Origin of the sequence: Bradyrhizobium sp. ISRA442 (genome assembly GCF_038085055.1) — a bacterium.
Lineage (GTDB): Bacteria > Pseudomonadota > Alphaproteobacteria > Rhizobiales > Xanthobacteraceae > Bradyrhizobium.
The window spans coordinates 237800-255225 of sequence record NZ_JALGCN010000008.1 but is presented as its reverse complement, the minus strand read 5'-3'; the positions used below and the strand labels follow the sequence as shown (position 1 = coordinate 255225).

The window sequence follows — 17426 nt, the reverse complement described above, 5'->3', positions numbered from 1 at the left end:
AAGAACCCGCGTTAGAAAGACAGCGAGGACACAATCCGGACCTTCTGGCTCGGATCGAGCTTCTGCACGCCGAGGGCGACGATCTTGGCGCCCTCCGCCACGCCGCCGGTGACGACGACGTCGTTGCTCTCATAGGACTTCACCGTGACCGGCTGCAGCGTGACCGCGCCGTTGTCGTCGACGACATAGAACGAGGGCTTGCCGCCTTCGTTGAACAGCGCGGACAGCGGCAGTCGCGCGACGCGCTCGGTGGCGGCGTCCGACAGCGTCAGCGTCGCGGTCATGCCGAGCGCGACCTTGTCGTCGGCTTCGGGCAGCGAGAACTTTGCGAGATAGGTGCGCGTGGCCGGGTCGGCGGCGGGCGCGATCTCGCGCAGCTTCGCTGCGTACTTCTTGTTGGGCTCCGACCAAAGAGTGACGCTGGCGACGCCCGACTTGGCGCGTTCGACCAGCGTCTCAGGGATCGCGACGACCGCTTCCTTCTCGGCAAAGCGGGCGACGCGGATCGAGGCCTGACCCGCGGCGACCACCTGGCCGGGCTCGATCAGCGTTGCGGTGACGACGCCACGGGCGTCGGCGTTGAGCGTCGCGTAGGAAAGGGAATTCTTGGTCAGCTCGACCGAGCGCTCGGCCCGGTTCAGGCGCGCACGCGCCTCGTCGGCGGCGGCGCGGCTCGAATCCATCTGCGCGTCGGTGGTCCAGCCCTTGGCCTTCAGATCCTTGGCACGCTGCTCGGCGGCAGCAGCCTGGGCCAGCACGCCGGTTGCGGCAGTCTGCTCGGCGACGGCCTGCTCGGCCTGCAGCTTGAGGTCGACCTCGTCGAGGGTTGCGAGCGGCTCGCCGACCTCGACGGTCTGGCCAACCTCGACTAGGCGTTTTGCCACTTTGCCGGCGACACGGAAGCCGAGGTCGCTCTCGATCCGGGGCTTGATCGTGCCGACGAAGCTCCGCTCCGGCGTTTCGGCCTCGTAATGCGCGGTGGCGACCAGAACCGGCCGCGGCGGCTCGGCCTTCTCGGCGACGGTCTCATTGCACCCAGCCAGCGCAGCAGCCGTGGCGGCCAGCGCGATGCCTGCCAAGAGCTTGGAATAGCTCGACAATACTGACCGGACGAACATCGGAGACGCTCCTGCTTCTGTGTTCCGGAGAAATGTCGACTAATCACTGATAAAAGTCAATAATCGTCAGTCATCAGGAATCCGTGATCGACGGGATGACCCTCCCGTCGCCCGGCGAAAACCAAGGCCCATTACCCCTGAAGTCAATTGTTGAAAGAAAACGTCTCCCCGCGTGCCCCAAGAGGGGCCGCGGAGTATGGGCCAGGCCTTCGCCAGGGCGACGTCTGGAGGCTACCGCCCCTGTTCGGCGAACTCGTGCTTGCTGTCGTGGCCGCCGATGAAGACCAGGATGCCGGCAATCAGGGGCAAGATGGCGAGCACCAGGAGGCCGGTCGAGGTCTGGCCCGTTGCTTCCTTGACCCAGCCGATCAGGTAGGGCCCGCCGAAGCCGGCGAGATTGCCGATCGAGTTGATCAAAGCGATGGCGCCGGCGGCGGCCGTGCCGGAGAGCCAGGCGGTCGGCAGGGTCCAGAACACGCCGAAACAGCAGAACACGCCGATCGCCGCCACCGTCAGCACCACCATCGTCAGGGTGGGATCGGTGAGATAGGAGGAGACGCCGAGCGCGACGGCGGTGAGCAGCAGCGGCGCGCCCACGTGCATCACGCGTTCGCGCGTGGCATCGGAATGCCGCGCCCACAGGATCATCGCGATGGTGCCGAACAGATACGGGATCGCGGTGACGAAGCCGGTCTGCGCGTTGGTGAGGCCGAACGCCTTGACGATCTGCGGCAGCCAGAACTGCATGCCGTAGAGCGCGCCGACGAAGCCGAAATAGATCAAGCTCAACGCGATCACTTTGGGCGAAGACAGCGCTTCGCCGAGCGACAGATGCTTCACGGCCTGCTTGGCCGCAATCTCGGAATCAAGCCTCCCCTTGAGCCAAGCCTTCTGCTCGGCCGAGAGCCAGTCCGCCTTCTCCGGCTTGTCGGTGAGATAGAACCAGGTGACGATGCCGAGCAGCACCGAGGGGATGCCCTCGATGATGAACAGCCACTGCCAGCCCTTCAGGCCCATCACGCCGTCGAGCCCGAGCAGCAGGCCGGAGATCGGGGCACCAATCACGGTCGAGACCGGCACGGCGATGGCGAAGGCGGCGAGGAAGCGCGCGCGGTATTCGGCGGGGTACCAATAGGTTAGATAAAGAATGATGCCGGGAAAGAAGCCGGCTTCGGCGACGCCGAGCAGGAAGCGCAGGACATAGAAGCTCGTCACGCCATTCACCAGCGCCATCAGCGCCGAGATGATGCCCCAGGTCACCATGATGCGGGCGATCCAGCGGCTGGCGCCGAACTTCTCCAACGCCAGATTGCTCGGCACCTCGAAGATGAAATAGCCGATGAAGAAGATGCCGGCGCCCCAGGAGAAGATCAGCGGCGTGAACTTCAGCTCCGCATTCATGGTCAGGGCGGCGAAGCCAAGATTGACGCGGTCGAGATAGGAGAAGAAGTAGGCCAGCACCAGGAAGGGAATCAGCCGCCAGGAGATGGCGCGGATGGTCGAGGTCTCGATTGCGCTCTTGTTGGCATTCTTGGCGCCGCCGGCGGAACCGGCAAAGGTCGTGGTCTGGCTCATGGCTTCCCCCCGGGATCGTTGCTTTTTTAGGACAGAAGCGCGGTTTTGAGCATCGCGGGCAAAGAGTCAATGGAGCGAGCAATGCACGGGGCGCAGCCGGTCAAGCCCGTTGCGCCGGTGCAGACGGCACTACGCCGCACGCGCCGTCGCCGTGATTGTCTGCGGTCTGTTCCTGCGCTGGTGCGGGCTCTAACCCACCCTGAGATTTCGCCTCCGAGTTCGGCTCTCTCCTCCGTCATTGCGAGCGCAGCGAAGCAATCCAGACTGTCACCGCGGAAAGATTCTGGATTGCTTCGCTGCGCTCGCAATGACGAGATTGATGAAGCCGTTCACCACAACCTCGCTGCCAGCACTCACTCCGCCAATTGAAACCGCTCGAAACGATCGAGCTCTTCCTCGATTTTCTGTTTCAGCTCCTTGCGTCCCGCCGTCTTCTTCCCTTCCCCGACCCAGGTCCATTTCTGCATCAAGAGCTTTTTGTTCTGGCGGTCGGTCTTGAGGTCGAGCGCGGCGACGATTTCGTCGCCGACCAGCACCGGAAGCGCAAAATAGCCGAACTTGCGCTTGGGTTTCGGCACGTAGGCTTCGAACAGATGATTGTAGCCGAAAAAGAGATTGGTGCGCTTGCGCTGGATGATCAGGGGATCGAACGGCGACAGGATGTGGACGAGATCCGGCGAAATCCCCTCGCCATTCTCCTCGAACGAGGCCGGCGCTGCCCAATGCTCCTGCTTGCCGGCGCCATGAAGTGCGACGGAGACGAGCTCACCGCGGCGAACGCGCGCGGCGATCAGGCGCGCGACCTCTTTCTTGCGCGGCGCGTCGAGATGGCAGACCGAATCGAGACTCACGATGCCTTGCGACCGCAGGGCCCGGTCGAGCAGATAGGCGGTGATGTCCTTTGTCGAGGCCGGCTTCGGCAGCTTGTCCCAGCCGAAATGGCGCGTCATCAGCTCATAGGTCTTGAGCATGCCCTGGCGCTCGCTGATGGTCACGACGCCGGTATAGAAGGCGAGCTGCAACGCGCGCTTGGAGGGCTTGCGGCTCTGCCAAAGGTGCTCCTTCTCGGTGAGCGCGTCGTCCTCGATGTCGCGGATCGTCAGGGGACCGGCGCGCACCAGCCGCATCACCTTGCGCATGTCGGCCGGCGTGACCGAGGCGTACCATTTGTGCCCGTCGCGGCGATGCTCGCGCATCGCCGGCAGGAAGAAGCGGAAATCGTTCGTCGGCACGTAGGACAGCGCATGCGTCCAGTATTCGAACACGCTCTTCTCGACGCTCTGGGCAAGGCGCAGGTCGGCGCGGCGGTAGGACGGGATGCGGCTATAGAGGATATGATGGTGGCAGCGCTCGATCACATTGATCGTGTCGATCTGCACGTAGCCGAGATGAGCCGTCGCGTCGGCGACGGCCCGCGCGCCTTCCCCGAACGGCGCACGCACGTCGAGCCGCTGGGCATGCAGCCAGATCTGCCGGGCCTGTGTGGTTGAGAGCGGAAGCGGTTTGGGCGCGCGGGACATTGCGAAGGCAATGTAGCGGGATTCGCGCCGGGCGAAAGATGCAGACAGGCGTTAGTGACCGCCCTTCGGCGCCTTGGACCGATCGCCGATGCTGCCCGTGGCGATGTCCGGCTCGCAGGAGGCCCTGCCCCGCTCCGCCGCCTGGCAGCGATAGACGCTGCCGGTGAGGCGGTCGACCAGCCACATATTCTCGTCGGTCGGACCTTCGATGCCGACATAGCGGCTGGTGAGACCCGTGATCAGCGTCGACAGCAGGATCGCCACCGCGATCATCGCTGCGCCGATATAGATGGACATGGAGCTTAGGAAGGCTGTCCGATCCGGCGAGCCGCCACGATAGAACTGGTAGTCACTCGGCCTGGGCACTGTATGGAACTCGGCTCGCTTCCTTGGCGATTGTCAGATTTGGCGGTTGTTAGATCAAGTGTGCTGCTAGGCGCGCATCTGGCCGAATTCTTGTTCGCAGGCTGGCCATCACGCGACGGCTTTGCGACGAAGGATGAGCGCAGGTTTCCGATGTGGAAGGCAGCCCGGTCCGGACTGCCTTCACTTCGCGCTTTGCCTCTCAGCGGCGGCCGAATAGCCCGCCCATCATACCGCCCAACAGACCGCCGGGGCCGCCCATCGGACTGCCGCCGCCACCACCGCCGCTATAATGGCGCCGGCCGCCGCCAGCGGAGGAACGGCGACGCACCGGCTCATCGTCTGCCTGCTCGGAGGAGGCTGCGCGGGTCGAAACGATCTCCGAGAGCAAGGCATTGTGCTGGAGCTTGTTGAGGTAACCCGTGGCGGGATAGCCACGAGCCGCCTGCCATCGCTTGATGACGGAACGGGTCTCGTCGTCGAACTTGCCCGTCGCCTTGACGTCAAAGCCGAGCCCGGTGAGGCGGCGCTGCACGTCACGGCGCTGGCTCTTGTCCAGACCGACCTGATCTTCGGACACCTGGTTGGCTTCCTCGGTGAACGTCGCGGGGTCGATCCCGGACGACAGATTGCGGGTGGTGTTGGACGGTCCATCCTGCAAGGCCGCGATGCGGGCGAGTGCGATCGATTTGAACGTGCCGTTCGGATAGTTGGTGAGATAGGCGTTGAGCTCCTCCACCTTGTTGGAGTCCTTGATCGACCGCCAGAACTCGAGCTCGACATCGGAGCCTTGCTTGGCCGCGGTCGATACCGCCGCGTTCGACGTATCCGCCGTGGCCGCAGCCGGCGCACCGACCGGATTGAGATAGACGTTGCCGGTGAGGTTGGTGTGCCCCCAGGGTAATTGTCCCTTGCTGGTCTCGTCACTGACCTGGGCGCGAACCTTGGTCATGGCCTGCTGGATCTCGACGCCGGGCTGGGCAATGTTGGCGACGAGTGCGCGGGTGAACGGGCTGTTCGTGCCGGCCTCGCCATCGAGGGCGGTCTGGCCGGGGCCGGTGGCAAAGGCAATCAGCGTGCCCTCGCCCGACTTCATCTCGGCAAGCCCAGTCTGCACGTTGACGGAGCGGGTGGCCTTGGCCGAACGGATTTTTGCGGCGAACGGGTTATCGCGGCATGCGTCCAGGAATACGAGTTTCACTTTCGCGTCCGCCATGGTCTGATCGAGCGTGACGTCGACATTGATCGCCGCGCCGAGCTTGACGTCCATCTCGGATTTCAGGTCTGCGTCGATCGGCAGCAGATAGTTGACACCGTTCACGGCAATGCCGTGGCCGGCATAGAAGAACACGGCAACATCGGCGCCCTCGCTCTTCTTGCCGAACTCCAGAAGCTTTGCGGTCATGGCGTCGCGGGTGAGGTTGGCGCCCTCGACGACATCGAAGCCGACATTGCGCAGCACCCTGGCCATTGCCTTGGAATCGATCGCGGGGTTGGGGAGCTGCGGGACATTCCTGTAGGCGGCGTTGCCCACCACGAAGGCGACGCGCTTGTCCGCGAAAGCCGCGTTGCCGCTGACGAAAAATGCTGCGATTGAAATTGCTGCGATCAAGAAGCGCATGATCATTCTCCCCTGATCCAAACTTCTTCGCTGCCATCGCATCGGCCTGAGCCGATCCGATCAGAGCAATCTGATCCAAATCACAACAACGCACTGTGATCTGGATCACCCGGGGATTTCTGCTGCTCGAACCGATCGGAAGGACGCTGCGACGGTTACGTTTCTGGGGCTGCTGACGCAGCGGGCAATAACGATTGGTGACGAGCAATGGCAGGGAGATTGTACCCGCTGCGGTTCGAAGTCCAGCTTAGTCGCGGACACGACTTCGAATGGGCGAGCTGCACCTGCACTCTGCTTTCGATGCGCTGGTTGAAACAGCCTTGCTTCCTGACAAAAGGTCTTGTGCTGCACCGGTGGTAAGCCACTGCCACTGGCCGGACTTGCAATGGATGCCGACCGGCTCCGGGGTTAAGATGCGCTTGGAATTCCGGACATTGGCAAATGTGACTCACGTCACATCAGGGCACTTGAAATCTGCCCTAGGCTCGCAACATCAAACCGCCATCAGGCGCAGCAGCGAGGATAAGGCAATGACCCGTTTTGATAAGTTTTTTGGACTGAAGGTGATTACCCTTATGGCCGCGCTGTCGATGACGGCGGGCCAGGCGCTCGCCGGCGACAACAACGTCTCCGCCGACCAGATCTTGAACGCGCTGAAGCCGAAGCCGGTGACCCGCGGCCTCTCCGTCGCTCCGCAGGCGGACACCGCCCAACGGGCCAAGGAATCGACCTTCCTCAACACCTTGCGCAACCGCGCGACCCGGTCGCTCTCGATGGGCGAGCGCGAGCAGATCGCCGAGCTCGCAGCGACCAAGCCGAAGATCGATCTGGAGATCCAGTTCGACTACAATTCCGCCGACATCGCCAAGACCTCGATGGCCTCGGTGCAGGCGCTCGGCAAGGCGCTCTCCGATCCGGCGCTGAAGGGATCGACCTTCGTGGTCGCCGGCCACACCGATGCGATCGGTGGCGAGGAGTTCAACCAGGGCCTCTCCGAGCGGCGCGCCGACACCATCAAGAAGTACCTGGTGCAGAACTACGGCCTCAACGCCAGCGATCTCGTCACCGTCGGCTACGGCAAGACCAAGCTAAAGGATGCCGCCAACGGCGCCGACCCGATCAACCGCCGCGTCCAGGTGGTGAACATGGAAGCCAAGACGGCATCGACGGCATCGAAGTGATCGCCAAAACCGTCCGCCGCACAAGCGGCGGGCGGCTTTCTGTTGTCAGATCCAGCTCTGAAACAGCATCAGGCGATTGAACGTCTGCATCGACGTACCGACGAATGCCGCCGAGATCGGCAGCATCACCGCAAAGCCAATGCTCGCGACGCCGACATAGGCCCACAGCAGCCAGCGCGGTAGGCCCTCCTTGCGCAGGACATGGACGAGCGCAAGTGAGGCGGCGGTTGCGGCCGGCAGATAGTAATAGATGAAACCGAGCGTGCGCGGCAGCAGTGCCCAGGCGAGCCACGGGCCGAAATAGAACGACGCAATCAGGAACGCGTCCCAACGGCGCTTGACGATGAAGTCGCGCAGCACGAGGGCGAGCGCGAGCAGCGCCGGCCACAGCACAAGCGGATTGCCGAGCAAGACGATCGCGGAGATACGGTCGTCAGCGATCTTGTCAAACAGAAACCAGACCGGACGTGCGAGCAACGGCCAGGACGGCCATGCGCTCATATAGGTATGGCCGGCGATCGCGGTGGTGGTGTTGTCGACGAAGATGCGGCGCTGTGCCTCGATCAAATCCGACAACGACAGCCCGTAGAGCGGTACGAAGGTTGCGAGATAGGCCACCGCAGGAAGCGCCGCGAAGCAGAGCGCGACATGGTGCAGCCTGAAGTCGGGCCAGAGGTCGGGACGATACCAGTCGTCCGGTTTTGCGTCGGCGAACAACGTGCGCCAGCCCTGCATCAGGCGGATCACCGCCACGATGACGATGCAGACGCCGAGCGGAAACAGCCCGCTCCATTTGCAGGCCGCGGCGAGACCGAACAGGCTGCCGGCGAGCGCGAACAGCGCGTGCGGGCGCTCTTTTCGAAAGCCGTGCAGGAAGGCGGCCGTGGCGAGCAGACCGAAGGCGAGCGCAAAGATGTCGAGCATCGCGATGCGCGCCTGCACGTACAGCATCTGGTTGGAGGCCGCGATCAGCGCGGCGGCGATGGCGGGTCCTTGCGCGGCGAACAGCGCAAGACCGCAGAGATAGACCGCGACGATCGCGAGTGCGCCGAACAGTGTCCCCGGATAGCGCCAGCCCAACGCATTGTCGCCGAACGTCACGATCGACAGCGCAATCAACTCCTTTGCCAGCGGCGGATGCATCGGGTTGAGCACGGGCTGCGACATCACGGGCGCAATCATCTGCCGCGCCGCCGGCACGTAATGCACCTCATCGAACACGAACTGGTCCGGCGTGGTGAGGCCGATCAGCAGCGCGAGATGCGCGGCCAGGAAAATCGCAACAGCGATCACTGCGCTCCGCGACATCGGCGGAACTGCAGGCACGTCCAGCGGCCGTTGTGGAGATGCTTTGCGTGACAAACCCGCGATACCCCGGGGCGAAGAATGAAATGGCTCGCATGTTTGAACGCATTCTGCCGCAACTGTCACTAAGCATCACGCGCGTCCCGCACCGCTTGTGATAATTCCGCCACATCACAAGCATGTGCCGTCATGCCCCGCGGCCCGGCTACACCAAGGCTTCGCCGGGCTTGGGGTCTCGGGCCGCCGAAGCTTTAGCGAAGGCGGCAGGCGGGGCATCCAGCACGCCGCGGCTTCTACGCATTACGTCACGGCCTCTGGAATACTGGATCGCCCGCCCCAGTGCGCAATTGCGCACAAGGCGGGCGATGACAGCGATCGTGTGGCGGGCGGAACTAGCCGCCTCACGCCTCCGACTTACCCTCGAACGCCCGGCGCACGCCTTCGATGTCGAGCTTGACCATCTTCATCATAGCCTGCATCGCACGCCTTGCCGCGGCGGTATCGGAGCTGGAGAAGAACTCGAACATCGCTTTCGGCACCACCTGCCACGACACGCCGTAGCGATCCTTCAGCCAGCCGCATTGCTCGGCCTTGCCGCCATGAGCGAGGAAGGCATCCCAGACGCTGTCGACCTGCGCCTGGTCCTCGCAATTGATCATCAGCGACAGCGCGTGGGTGTACTCCATCTTCATGCCGCCGTTCAGCGCGACGAAGCGCTGTCCGCCCAGCGTGAACCCGACGACGAGCACCGAGCCCTCCTTGCCGGACGGATTGTCGGCGACGTTGCGCTGAACGTGCAGGATCTCCGAGTCAGGCATCAGCGAGACGTAGAAGTTCGCGGCCTCCTCGGCATTGCCGTTGAACCACAAGCAGGGTGTGACCTTGGACATCGTGGATGCTCTTCTCTAGTTGTTTTGCTCAGGTTTCGATCAGACGTTCACCATGGCGGGCTGTGTCGGCGCCGCCGCGAGGTCCATCCAGTTCACGCCCCACATATGACCATCCGGATCCTCGAAGCTGCGGCCGTACATGAAGCTGTATTGTTCTTTCGGGCTGGGATCGGCCACTCCACCCGCAGCCTCGGCCTTGGCGACGATCTCGTCCACGTCGTTGCGGCTGTCCGCGGACAGGCAGAGCAGCACCTGGTTCGAGGTCTTCGCATCTGCAATAGGCTTCGGCGTGAACTGGCGGAATTTGTCGTGGGTCGTTAGCATCGCGTAGATGGTCTCGGAAAAGACCATGCAGGACGCCGTCTCATCGCTGAACTGCGGGTTCTTGACCGCGCCGATCGCTTCATAAAAGGCGGTCGCGCGCTTGAGGTCGGTTACCGGCAGGTTGATGAAGATCATCTTGGGCATCGAAAGCTCCTTGGCGATAGGTCACGCCCAAGGACGGATGGCCAGGCGGCCATCCGACACGGCTTCCGAATATTTTTTGACGCAGGCCTGCGCAGGGCAATCGCATTTGAATAAGCCTCTGGTGAGCGGCTTCCCTGCGGCCCATCCTTCGAGACGCCCGCTTTTGGCGGGCTCCTCAGGATGAGGTCTTCATTTGCGGCGAGGTCTTGGACCCTCATGGTGAGGAGCGCCGCCTTACGGCGCGTCTCGAACCATGAGGCCGAGCACGTTCACAGCCTCCAAAGCGCCATATGCGATCGTCCTGCAAGCTTGCGGGGTTCTGTCGCAGAGCCCCGTGAGCCTTTTTGGGCAGCCCTACTTCGTCTCGTTCGGATCCCGGTGCACGGGATCGATCCACAGCACCGTCTCGGGCTTCTCGACCGGCTCGATGTCGAGATTGATTGCGACCGCCTCGCCGTCGCTGCGCACCAGCACGCATTCCAGCACCTCGTCGGGGCTGGCATTGATCTCCTGATGCGGCACGTAGGGCGGCACATAGATGAAGTCACCGGGGCCCGCTTCCGCGGTGAACTGGAGATGCTCGCCCCAGCGCATCCGCGCCTTGCCCTTCACCACATAGATGATGCTTTCAAGATGACCGTGGTGATGCGCGCCGGTCTTGGCGTCCGGCTTGATGCTGACCGTGCCGGCCCACAATTTCTGCGCGCCGACGCGCGCGAAATTGATCGCGGCCTTGCGGTCCATGCCGGGCGTCGAGGGCACGTTCGGATCGAGCTGGTTGCCGGGAATGACGCGCACGCCATCATTTTTCCAGCGATCGTCGTGATCGTGATGGTGGGAATGGGTGTGTTCGTGGCCGGTCATTGGTCTTGCTTTCTGCTGGTTCCGTGCCCGGCAAGCTAACCAAAGCCGCGGCCTCAAGCCATACCCAAATCGGAACGCTCATAGCCGCCCTGCAGAAGCTGAAAAGCGAAAAGACCGGCCGAAGGGCCGGCCTTTTTGTTTGTCTGTCATTCCAGGGCGATGCGTCAGCATCGAACCCGGAAATCTCGAGATTCCGGGTTCGGCTCTCCGAGCCGCCCGGAACGACGGAGGAGGCTTATTTCACCGCGAGCAATTCAACGTCGAACATCAACGTCGCATTCGGCGGGATCACACCGCCGGCGCCGCGCGCGCCGTAGCCGAGCTGCGGCGGGATCACCAGCGTGCGCTTGCCGCCGACCTTCATCGAAGCAACGCCCTCGTCCCATCCCGCGATGACGCGGCCCTTGCCGATCGGAAACTCGAACGGCTCGTTGCGGTCGACCGACGAATCGAATTTCTTGCCCTTCTGGCCGTTTTCATAGAGCCAGCCGGTGTAGTGCATCACGCAGATCTGGCCGGGTTTTGGCGAAGCGCCGGTGCCGACGACGCTGTCGATGATCTGCAAGCCTGAAGCTGTGGTCATGGTCTTTCCTGCGGTCTGGGCCGAGGCCGTGGTGGAAACGAAATGCGACACGCCGCCGATCACGGTGATCGCGAGTGCCGACATGAGGGCGAGGAGCGCGCGCTGAAGACGCTGCATAAGACACCTTCCGTTTGAGGCGGAGAGGTGTCTAGCGCAACGCTACCAGGGTTTCCACCCCTCACACCTCGATATTTTCCAGCCGTACCGGCAGCTTGCGGATGCGCTGGCCCGTGGCGTGATAGATGGCATTGCAGACCGCGGCATTGGTACCGACATTGGCGAGCTCGCCGAGGCCCTTTGCGCCCGCGGGATTGATGTGATCATCCCGCTCAGAGAGCAGAATCACCTCGACGCCGGGCACGTCGGCATTCACGGGCACGAGATAGTCGGCAAAGTTGTCGTTGACGTAGCGTGCATAGCGTTCGTCGATCTCGGTGGATTCGAGCAGCGCCGAGGACATGCCCCAGATCAGGCCGCCCATGAGCTGGCTGTGCGCGGTGCGTGGGTTCATGATGCGCCCAGCGGCGAAGGCACCGACAATACGCGGCGCGCGGATCTCGTGCGTGAAGCGGTTGACCCTGATCTCGATGAACTCCGCGCCGAAGGCATAGGCGATCTTGTCATTCAGGTTGCTGCCGCCGACGAGCCGCACGTGTCCGCTGTGCATGGCCTGGAGGGAATCCAGGGGCGCGCCTTCCGGCTTCCACTCGCCATATTCCTCGACCACGCTGATGCCGAGAGCGTCGAACGCCTTCTCGAGATCGAGCGGATGGTCGCCCTTCGCCGCCTGCGTTGCAGGCGTCTGGCCCATGCCGACGGTTTCCTTGGCTTTGTCGGTCAGGCTCTCGTTCGGCATCATCGCCTTGAACAGACGCTGCCGTATCTGGTCGCACACCATCATCACCGCCGAACAGGTGCTCGCTGTCGAGTTCGAGCCGCCCGCGACCGGCGCGGGCGGCAGGTCGCTGTCGCCGATGAAGACGGCGACCTTCTCCAGCGGCACGCCAAGCCGCTCGGCCGCGGTCTGGGCAATGATGGTGTAGGCGCCGGTGCCGATCTCGTGCCCGGCAATCTCGACGCGGGTGCGGCCGTCGCGTTGCAGCCGCACGCGCGCCGCGGAGGGCCCCATCTGTGTGGGATAGCAGGTGGCCGCACAGCCGTAGCCGACCAGCCAATCGCCGTCCGACATCGACTTCGGCTCCGGCGAGCGCTGCGACCATCCGAACGCTCTCGCCGCTTCATCGAAGCACGCCATCAGCGAGCGCGACGTATAGGGCTTGCCGCCGATCGGCTCGTTGGTGGTGTCGTTGATGCGGCGAAGCTCGATCGGGTCCATGTTCAGCTTGACTGCGAGCTCGTCCATCGCGCTTTCCAGTGCGAACAGATACGGCACCTCCGGCGGCGAACGCATGAAGCCCGGCGTGTTGCGGTCGGCGCGCACGATCGACACGAGGCTGTCGACGTTCGGACAGGCGTAGAGCCGCGTCGTGGTCTTGGTGCCGCCGACGCAGTAGGGATCAGGACGCGAGGAGACCTCCGCACCCTCGTGCCTGAGCGCGACCAGCCTGCCGTCGCGGCTCGCGCCGAGCTTGATCTCGTGCCGTGTCTCGGCGCGATAGGTCGCAATCGTAAAGCCCTGGTCGCGGGTCGGAACGAGCTTGACGGGGCGATTGAGACGCTTCGCGATGCCGGCGATGATCGCGGTCCGCGGCGTCATCGAGCCGCGCGAGCCAAAGCCGCCGCCGACGTAGGGATTGACCACGCGCACCCTGTCGGCATCGATGCCGAGCTGCTCGGCCACGCCGTTCTTCAGGCCATAGACGTACTGGCTCGGCTCGTAGATGACGAGATTGTCGCCCATCCAGACGCAGCTCGTCGCAAACAGCTCCATCGGATTGTGGTGCTGCGTCGGCGTCGCGTAGGACGCGGTGAGCTTGACCTCGGCCTCATCGAACGCCTTGGCGAAATCGCCGACCTTCGGGTCTTCCCTGAACTGCGGGTTCTGTCCTTTCGCACCAGCCGTCGTTGTTCCCGGCGAGTCGAAGGTCGCGCTGGGCATCGTGGCGGTGTAGTTGACCTTGACCCGGTTGGCGGCCTCGCGCGCCGCCTCGTAGCTCTCGGCGACGACGACCGCGATGATCTGGCCATCATGCGCGACGTCGGCAGATTTCAGCGGCTGAATGGTGGTTCCGGCATAGCCACCACTGCTGAAGAGCTTTGAGTCCTTCAGCTTCGGCCCGTTCTCATGCGTCACGATATCGATTAGGCCGCGGACACCCCTCGCATCGTCGAGATCGCAGCTGTCGATACGGCCCTTTGCGATCGCGCTCGTGACCAGGAATGCGTAGGCTGGGTTCGCCAGCGGCATGTCGGACGCGTAGGTCGCGCGTCCCGTCACCTTCGAAACCGCGTCATAGCGCGGCACGGGCTTGCCCATATTCGCCTTCGGCTCGGGAGCGGCAGCGGTCATGGTCAGATCTCCATCATTACGGCCTGCTGGAGCGCGTGCGTCACCACGCGCTTGCCGAGCGCGATCTTGAAGCTGTTGTGCCGGCGGCCCCTCGCCTCCGCGAAAGCGGCATCCGCCACACGCTGCGCCAGTCCCTCGTCGAATCTCTGTCCCTTCAGCAGCGCCTCCGCCTCGCGCGCCCGCCAGGGCACGGTGGCGACACCACCGAGTGCGACACGCGCATCCCTGATCACACCGTCCTGCACGTCGAGCGCCACCGCGGCCGAGGACAAGGCGAACTCATAGGACTGCCGGTCGCGCGTCTTGAGATAGACCGAACGCGGCCAACGCCCCGGGACCGCAAAGGCCGAGATCAACTCGCCGGGCTGAAGCATCGTTTCAATCTCGGGCGAGTTACCGGGCATCTTGTGCAGCTCTGCGAACGGCATGCTGCGAGTGCCGGACTTGCCGGTGATCTCGACCGTGGCATCCAGCGCGATCAGCGCCTGGGCAAAATCGCCGGGATAGGTCGCGATGCATTGGTCGGAGGTACCGAGCACCGCATGCATGCGATTGAATCCATCCATCGCGGCACAGCCGGAGCCCGGGTTGCGCTTGTTGCAATTCTCGTAGGAGATGTCGCGGAAATAGCTGCAGCGCGTCCGCTGCATCACATTGCCGCCCAGCGTCGCCATGTTGCGCAGTTGCGCGCTGGCGGCGAGCTTCAGGGAGTCCGCGATCACGGGGTAACTGCGCGGGATCTCGGGATGCGCGGCGACGTCGGACATTTTCGCGAGCGCGCCGAGCCCCATGCCGTCTCTGCCCGGCTCGATCGCCGACCAGCCTCGCGCAAGCGGGTTGATGTCGACGATCGCGGCAGGCCGCATCACATCGAGCTTCATCAGATCGATCAGCGTCGTGCCGCCGGCGAGCGGCTGCGCCGCGGCCTGGGTCAGCGGATTGTTGGCAGTTGCGGCTGCGCTGAGCGCCTGCACGGCCGTGTGAGGGTCGGTCGCCCTCTGATATTGGAAGGATCGCATGTGCCTAGCCTTTCATGATCTCGGGCGCAGCCTGCTTCACGGCGGCGACGATGTTGGGATAGGCGGCACAGCGGCAGATGTTGCCGCTCATGTATTCGCGGATGTCGGCATCGCTGCCAGCATGGCCCTCCTTCACGCAAGCGACGGCGGACATGATCTGTCCGGGCGTGCAATAGCCGCACTGGAAGGCGTCGTTGTCGACGAAAGCCTGCTGCATCGGATGCAGGTGGTCATCGGTGGCGATCCCCTCGATCGTGGTGATCTCGTGGCCTTCAGCCGCGAGCGCGAGGGTCAGGCACGACACCACGCGCCGATCGCCGATCAGCACCGTGCAAGCACCGCACTGACCATGATCGCATCCCTTCTTGCTGCCGGTGAGCCCGAGATGTTCGCGCAGCGCATCGAGCACGGTGGTGCGCGCGTCGATGAGTAGATGCTTGTCATTGCCGTTCACCCGCAACGTCACGTCGACGGGGAGCGCGGGATCCTGCGCGGGCGGTGAACTCGCATCCGCCGCAGCGGCGCGCGCGGTCATCGGAACAAGCGCGCTGCCGGCCGCGCCGGCGATGAACGCGCGGCGATCGAATCCGGATGATTTGGAACTTGAATTTTCGGACATGGACGGCCTCCGCCGCTTGAGCAAAGCAGCGCACGCCTGCACCGCTCATCGCCCCTTAACTTGGGCCAATGAGCTCTGTTCCGAACGAGATCAGGCGACGCAGCAGATGCTGCGTCGCCCGCCGTCAACTTTTCCTGATCGCGCGAGGAACTTCGCCTCGCGCAACGCTGAGATTAATAGCCGAGCGCGCAGCCGTCCTTGCGCGGATCGGAACCGCCAGTGAGTGTGCCCTTGTCCCAATCGATCCAGATCGCCTGGGCACCGCCGAGCGGGCCGACCACGCTCGTGGTCTTGTGCCCAAGCTTCTTCAGTCCCTCGACGATCGCCGCCGGCACGCTGTCCTCGAGCTGGTACTGGCCCTCGTAGTGCAGGCCGCGCGGCATGTCGATCGCCTCCTGCAGGTCGCAGCCAAAGTCGAGGATGTTGGTCAGCACATGCGTCTGGCCGGTCGGCTGATACTGGCCGCCCATCACGGCGAACGGCATCACCGAACGGCCGCCCTTGGTGAGGAGACTCGGCATGATCGTGTGGAGCGGGCGCTTACCGCCCGCGATGCAATTGGGATGACCGGGCTGGATGCGGAAACCGCCGGCGCGGTTCTGGAACAAGACGCCGGTCTTGTTGGAGACGATCGCCGAGCCGAAGGAATGCGCGATGGAATTGATGAACGAGCAGACGTTGCGGTCCTTGTCCACCACGGTGATGTAGATGGTCGAGGGATTCATCGGCGGCGCGACGTTCGGCAATTCGAGCAGGCCGTCCATGCGGATCTTGCTGATGTACTCGTCGGCAAAGCCCGTCGCGAGCATCTCGGCGACGTTGATCTTCATGTGATCGGGTGAGGCGACATGCATCTCGCGATTCATGTAGGCGATCCGCGCGGCCTCGGCCTCGAGATGGAAGCGTTCGACGCTAAGCGGCGCGAACTTGGTCAGGTCGAACCGCGACAGGATGTTCAGCATCAACAGCATGGTGACGCCGGGTCCGTTCGGCGGGCACTGCCAGACGTCGTAGCCCTTGTACGTGGTCCCGATCGGCGTCGTCACCTCGGTGGTGTGCGCAGCAAAATCGTCGAGCGTGTGCAGGCCGCCGATGCCGCGCAGGGTCTCGACCATGTCTTCCGCGATTTGTCCCTTGTAGAAGGCGTCGCGGCCGTCCTTGGCGATCGCCCGCAGCGTCTTGCCGAGCTCGGGCTGGCGAATGACGTCGCCGGCCACTGGTGGCTTGCCGTGCGGCAACAGATAACGCTCGGTGTTGGTGCCGTTCTTCAGCTTCTCGAACTGGTTCTTCCAGTCAAAGGCGATGCGGGGCGCGACGACATAGCCCTCTTCCGCCGCCTTGATCGCGGGCTGGAACAGGCGGTCGAAGCCGAACTTGCCGTGGTCGCGCAGCACGGTGGCGAAGGCGTCGACCACGCCGGGGATCGAGACCGCATGGGCCGAGGTCAGCGGCACCGAGTGGATTTTGCGCTCGAGATACCAGTCGGCGTTCGCCGCCTTCGGCGCCCGGCCGGAGCCGTTATAGGCGATGATCTTGCCCTCGCCGCGCGGCTGGATGAGCGCGAAGCAGTCGCCGCCGATGCCGGTCGATTGCGGCTCGATCACACCGAGGACCGCCGAGCCCGCGACCGCCGCGTCCACCGCAGTACCGCCCTCCCGCAGCACCTCGATCGCGGCGAGCGAGGCCTGCGGATGCGACGTCGCCACCATCGCGTTGGTGGCGTGGACCGTGGACCTGCCGGGGAAATGGAAGTTTCTCATGCCAATTCTTGCTCTCTTGCCGCTGGCGCGCGCCTCGCGCGCCATCCCGAAAAAACCGCGTCTACATGAC

15 protein-coding genes are annotated in these 17426 nt (G+C 63.9%); 1 reads left to right on the top strand and 14 read right to left on the bottom strand.

The window, feature by feature from the left end:
• Positions 1 to 11 precede the first annotated feature (11 nt).
• The 5 genes from MTR72_RS19310 to MTR72_RS19290 form a co-directional block, all read right to left on the bottom strand.
• The gene (locus MTR72_RS19310; protein WP_280969467.1) at positions 12 to 1118 is read right to left on the bottom strand and encodes an efflux RND transporter periplasmic adaptor subunit; all 1107 of its coding nucleotides are present in this window, start codon (positions 1116 to 1118) and stop codon (positions 12 to 14) included.
• A 231-nt stretch (positions 1119 to 1349) separates the two neighbouring features.
• On the bottom strand, positions 1350 to 2693 hold the full coding sequence (locus tag MTR72_RS19305; protein WP_280969466.1) for an MFS transporter: 1344 nt from the start codon (positions 2691 to 2693) through the stop codon (positions 1350 to 1352).
• A gap of 353 nt (positions 2694 to 3046) precedes the next feature.
• Positions 3047 to 4213 carry a winged helix-turn-helix domain-containing protein gene (locus MTR72_RS19300; RefSeq protein ID WP_341510837.1) on the bottom strand — a complete coding sequence of 389 codons (1167 nt, stop codon included), beginning with the start codon at positions 4211 to 4213 and terminating at the stop codon, positions 3047 to 3049.
• Positions 4214 to 4264: 51 nt separating this feature from the next.
• Positions 4265 to 4510 carry a hypothetical protein gene (locus MTR72_RS19295; protein WP_280969464.1) on the bottom strand — a complete coding sequence of 82 codons (246 nt, stop codon included), beginning with the start codon at positions 4508 to 4510 and terminating at the stop codon, positions 4265 to 4267.
• Positions 4511 to 4778: 268 nt separating this feature from the next.
• Positions 4779 to 6197, bottom strand: coding sequence for a caspase family protein (locus MTR72_RS19290; protein WP_280969463.1), 1419 nt, complete (start codon positions 6195 to 6197; stop codon positions 4779 to 4781).
• Positions 6198 to 6727: 530 nt separating this feature from the next.
• On the opposite strand from MTR72_RS19290, the gene MTR72_RS19285 reads away from it, so the two are divergent.
• Positions 6728 to 7378, top strand: a complete 651-nt coding sequence (locus tag MTR72_RS19285) for an OmpA family protein (protein ID WP_280969462.1) — start codon at positions 6728 to 6730, stop codon at positions 7376 to 7378.
• Positions 7379 to 7423: 45 nt separating this feature from the next.
• Here MTR72_RS19285 and MTR72_RS19280 read toward each other — a convergent pair whose 3' ends face one another.
• The 9 genes from MTR72_RS19280 to ggt form a co-directional block, all read right to left on the bottom strand.
• Entirely contained in the window at positions 7424 to 8686 is a 1263-nt protein-coding gene (locus MTR72_RS19280) for a phospholipid carrier-dependent glycosyltransferase (RefSeq protein WP_280969461.1), read from the bottom strand.
• Positions 8687 to 9084: 398 nt separating this feature from the next.
• The gene (locus MTR72_RS19275) at positions 9085 to 9573 is read right to left on the bottom strand and encodes a VOC family protein (protein WP_280969460.1); all 489 of its coding nucleotides are present in this window, start codon (positions 9571 to 9573) and stop codon (positions 9085 to 9087) included.
• A 39-nt stretch (positions 9574 to 9612) separates the two neighbouring features.
• The gene (locus MTR72_RS19270) at positions 9613 to 10041 is read right to left on the bottom strand and encodes a VOC family protein (protein ID WP_341510836.1); all 429 of its coding nucleotides are present in this window, start codon (positions 10039 to 10041) and stop codon (positions 9613 to 9615) included.
• A gap of 354 nt (positions 10042 to 10395) precedes the next feature.
• Positions 10396 to 10905, bottom strand: coding sequence for a cupin domain-containing protein (locus tag MTR72_RS19265; RefSeq protein ID WP_280969458.1), 510 nt, complete (start codon positions 10903 to 10905; stop codon positions 10396 to 10398).
• Positions 10906 to 11140: 235 nt separating this feature from the next.
• Positions 11141 to 11605 carry an FKBP-type peptidyl-prolyl cis-trans isomerase gene (locus tag MTR72_RS19260; protein WP_280969457.1) on the bottom strand — a complete coding sequence of 155 codons (465 nt, stop codon included), beginning with the start codon at positions 11603 to 11605 and terminating at the stop codon, positions 11141 to 11143.
• A gap of 61 nt (positions 11606 to 11666) precedes the next feature.
• The gene (locus MTR72_RS19255) at positions 11667 to 13958 is read right to left on the bottom strand and encodes a xanthine dehydrogenase family protein molybdopterin-binding subunit (RefSeq protein ID WP_280969456.1); all 2292 of its coding nucleotides are present in this window, start codon (positions 13956 to 13958) and stop codon (positions 11667 to 11669) included.
• A 2-nt stretch (positions 13959 to 13960) separates the two neighbouring features.
• Positions 13961 to 14977 carry an FAD binding domain-containing protein gene (locus MTR72_RS19250; RefSeq protein ID WP_341510835.1) on the bottom strand — a complete coding sequence of 339 codons (1017 nt, stop codon included), beginning with the start codon at positions 14975 to 14977 and terminating at the stop codon, positions 13961 to 13963.
• A gap of 4 nt (positions 14978 to 14981) precedes the next feature.
• Complete coding sequence (locus MTR72_RS19245) at positions 14982 to 15596, bottom strand: (2Fe-2S)-binding protein (RefSeq protein WP_341510834.1); 615 nt, start codon at positions 15594 to 15596, stop codon at positions 14982 to 14984.
• Between the two features lie 173 nt (positions 15597 to 15769).
• On the bottom strand, positions 15770 to 17356 hold the full coding sequence (ggt, locus tag MTR72_RS19240; RefSeq protein WP_341510833.1) for a gamma-glutamyltransferase: 1587 nt from the start codon (positions 17354 to 17356) through the stop codon (positions 15770 to 15772).
• Positions 17357 to 17426 lie beyond the last annotated feature (70 nt).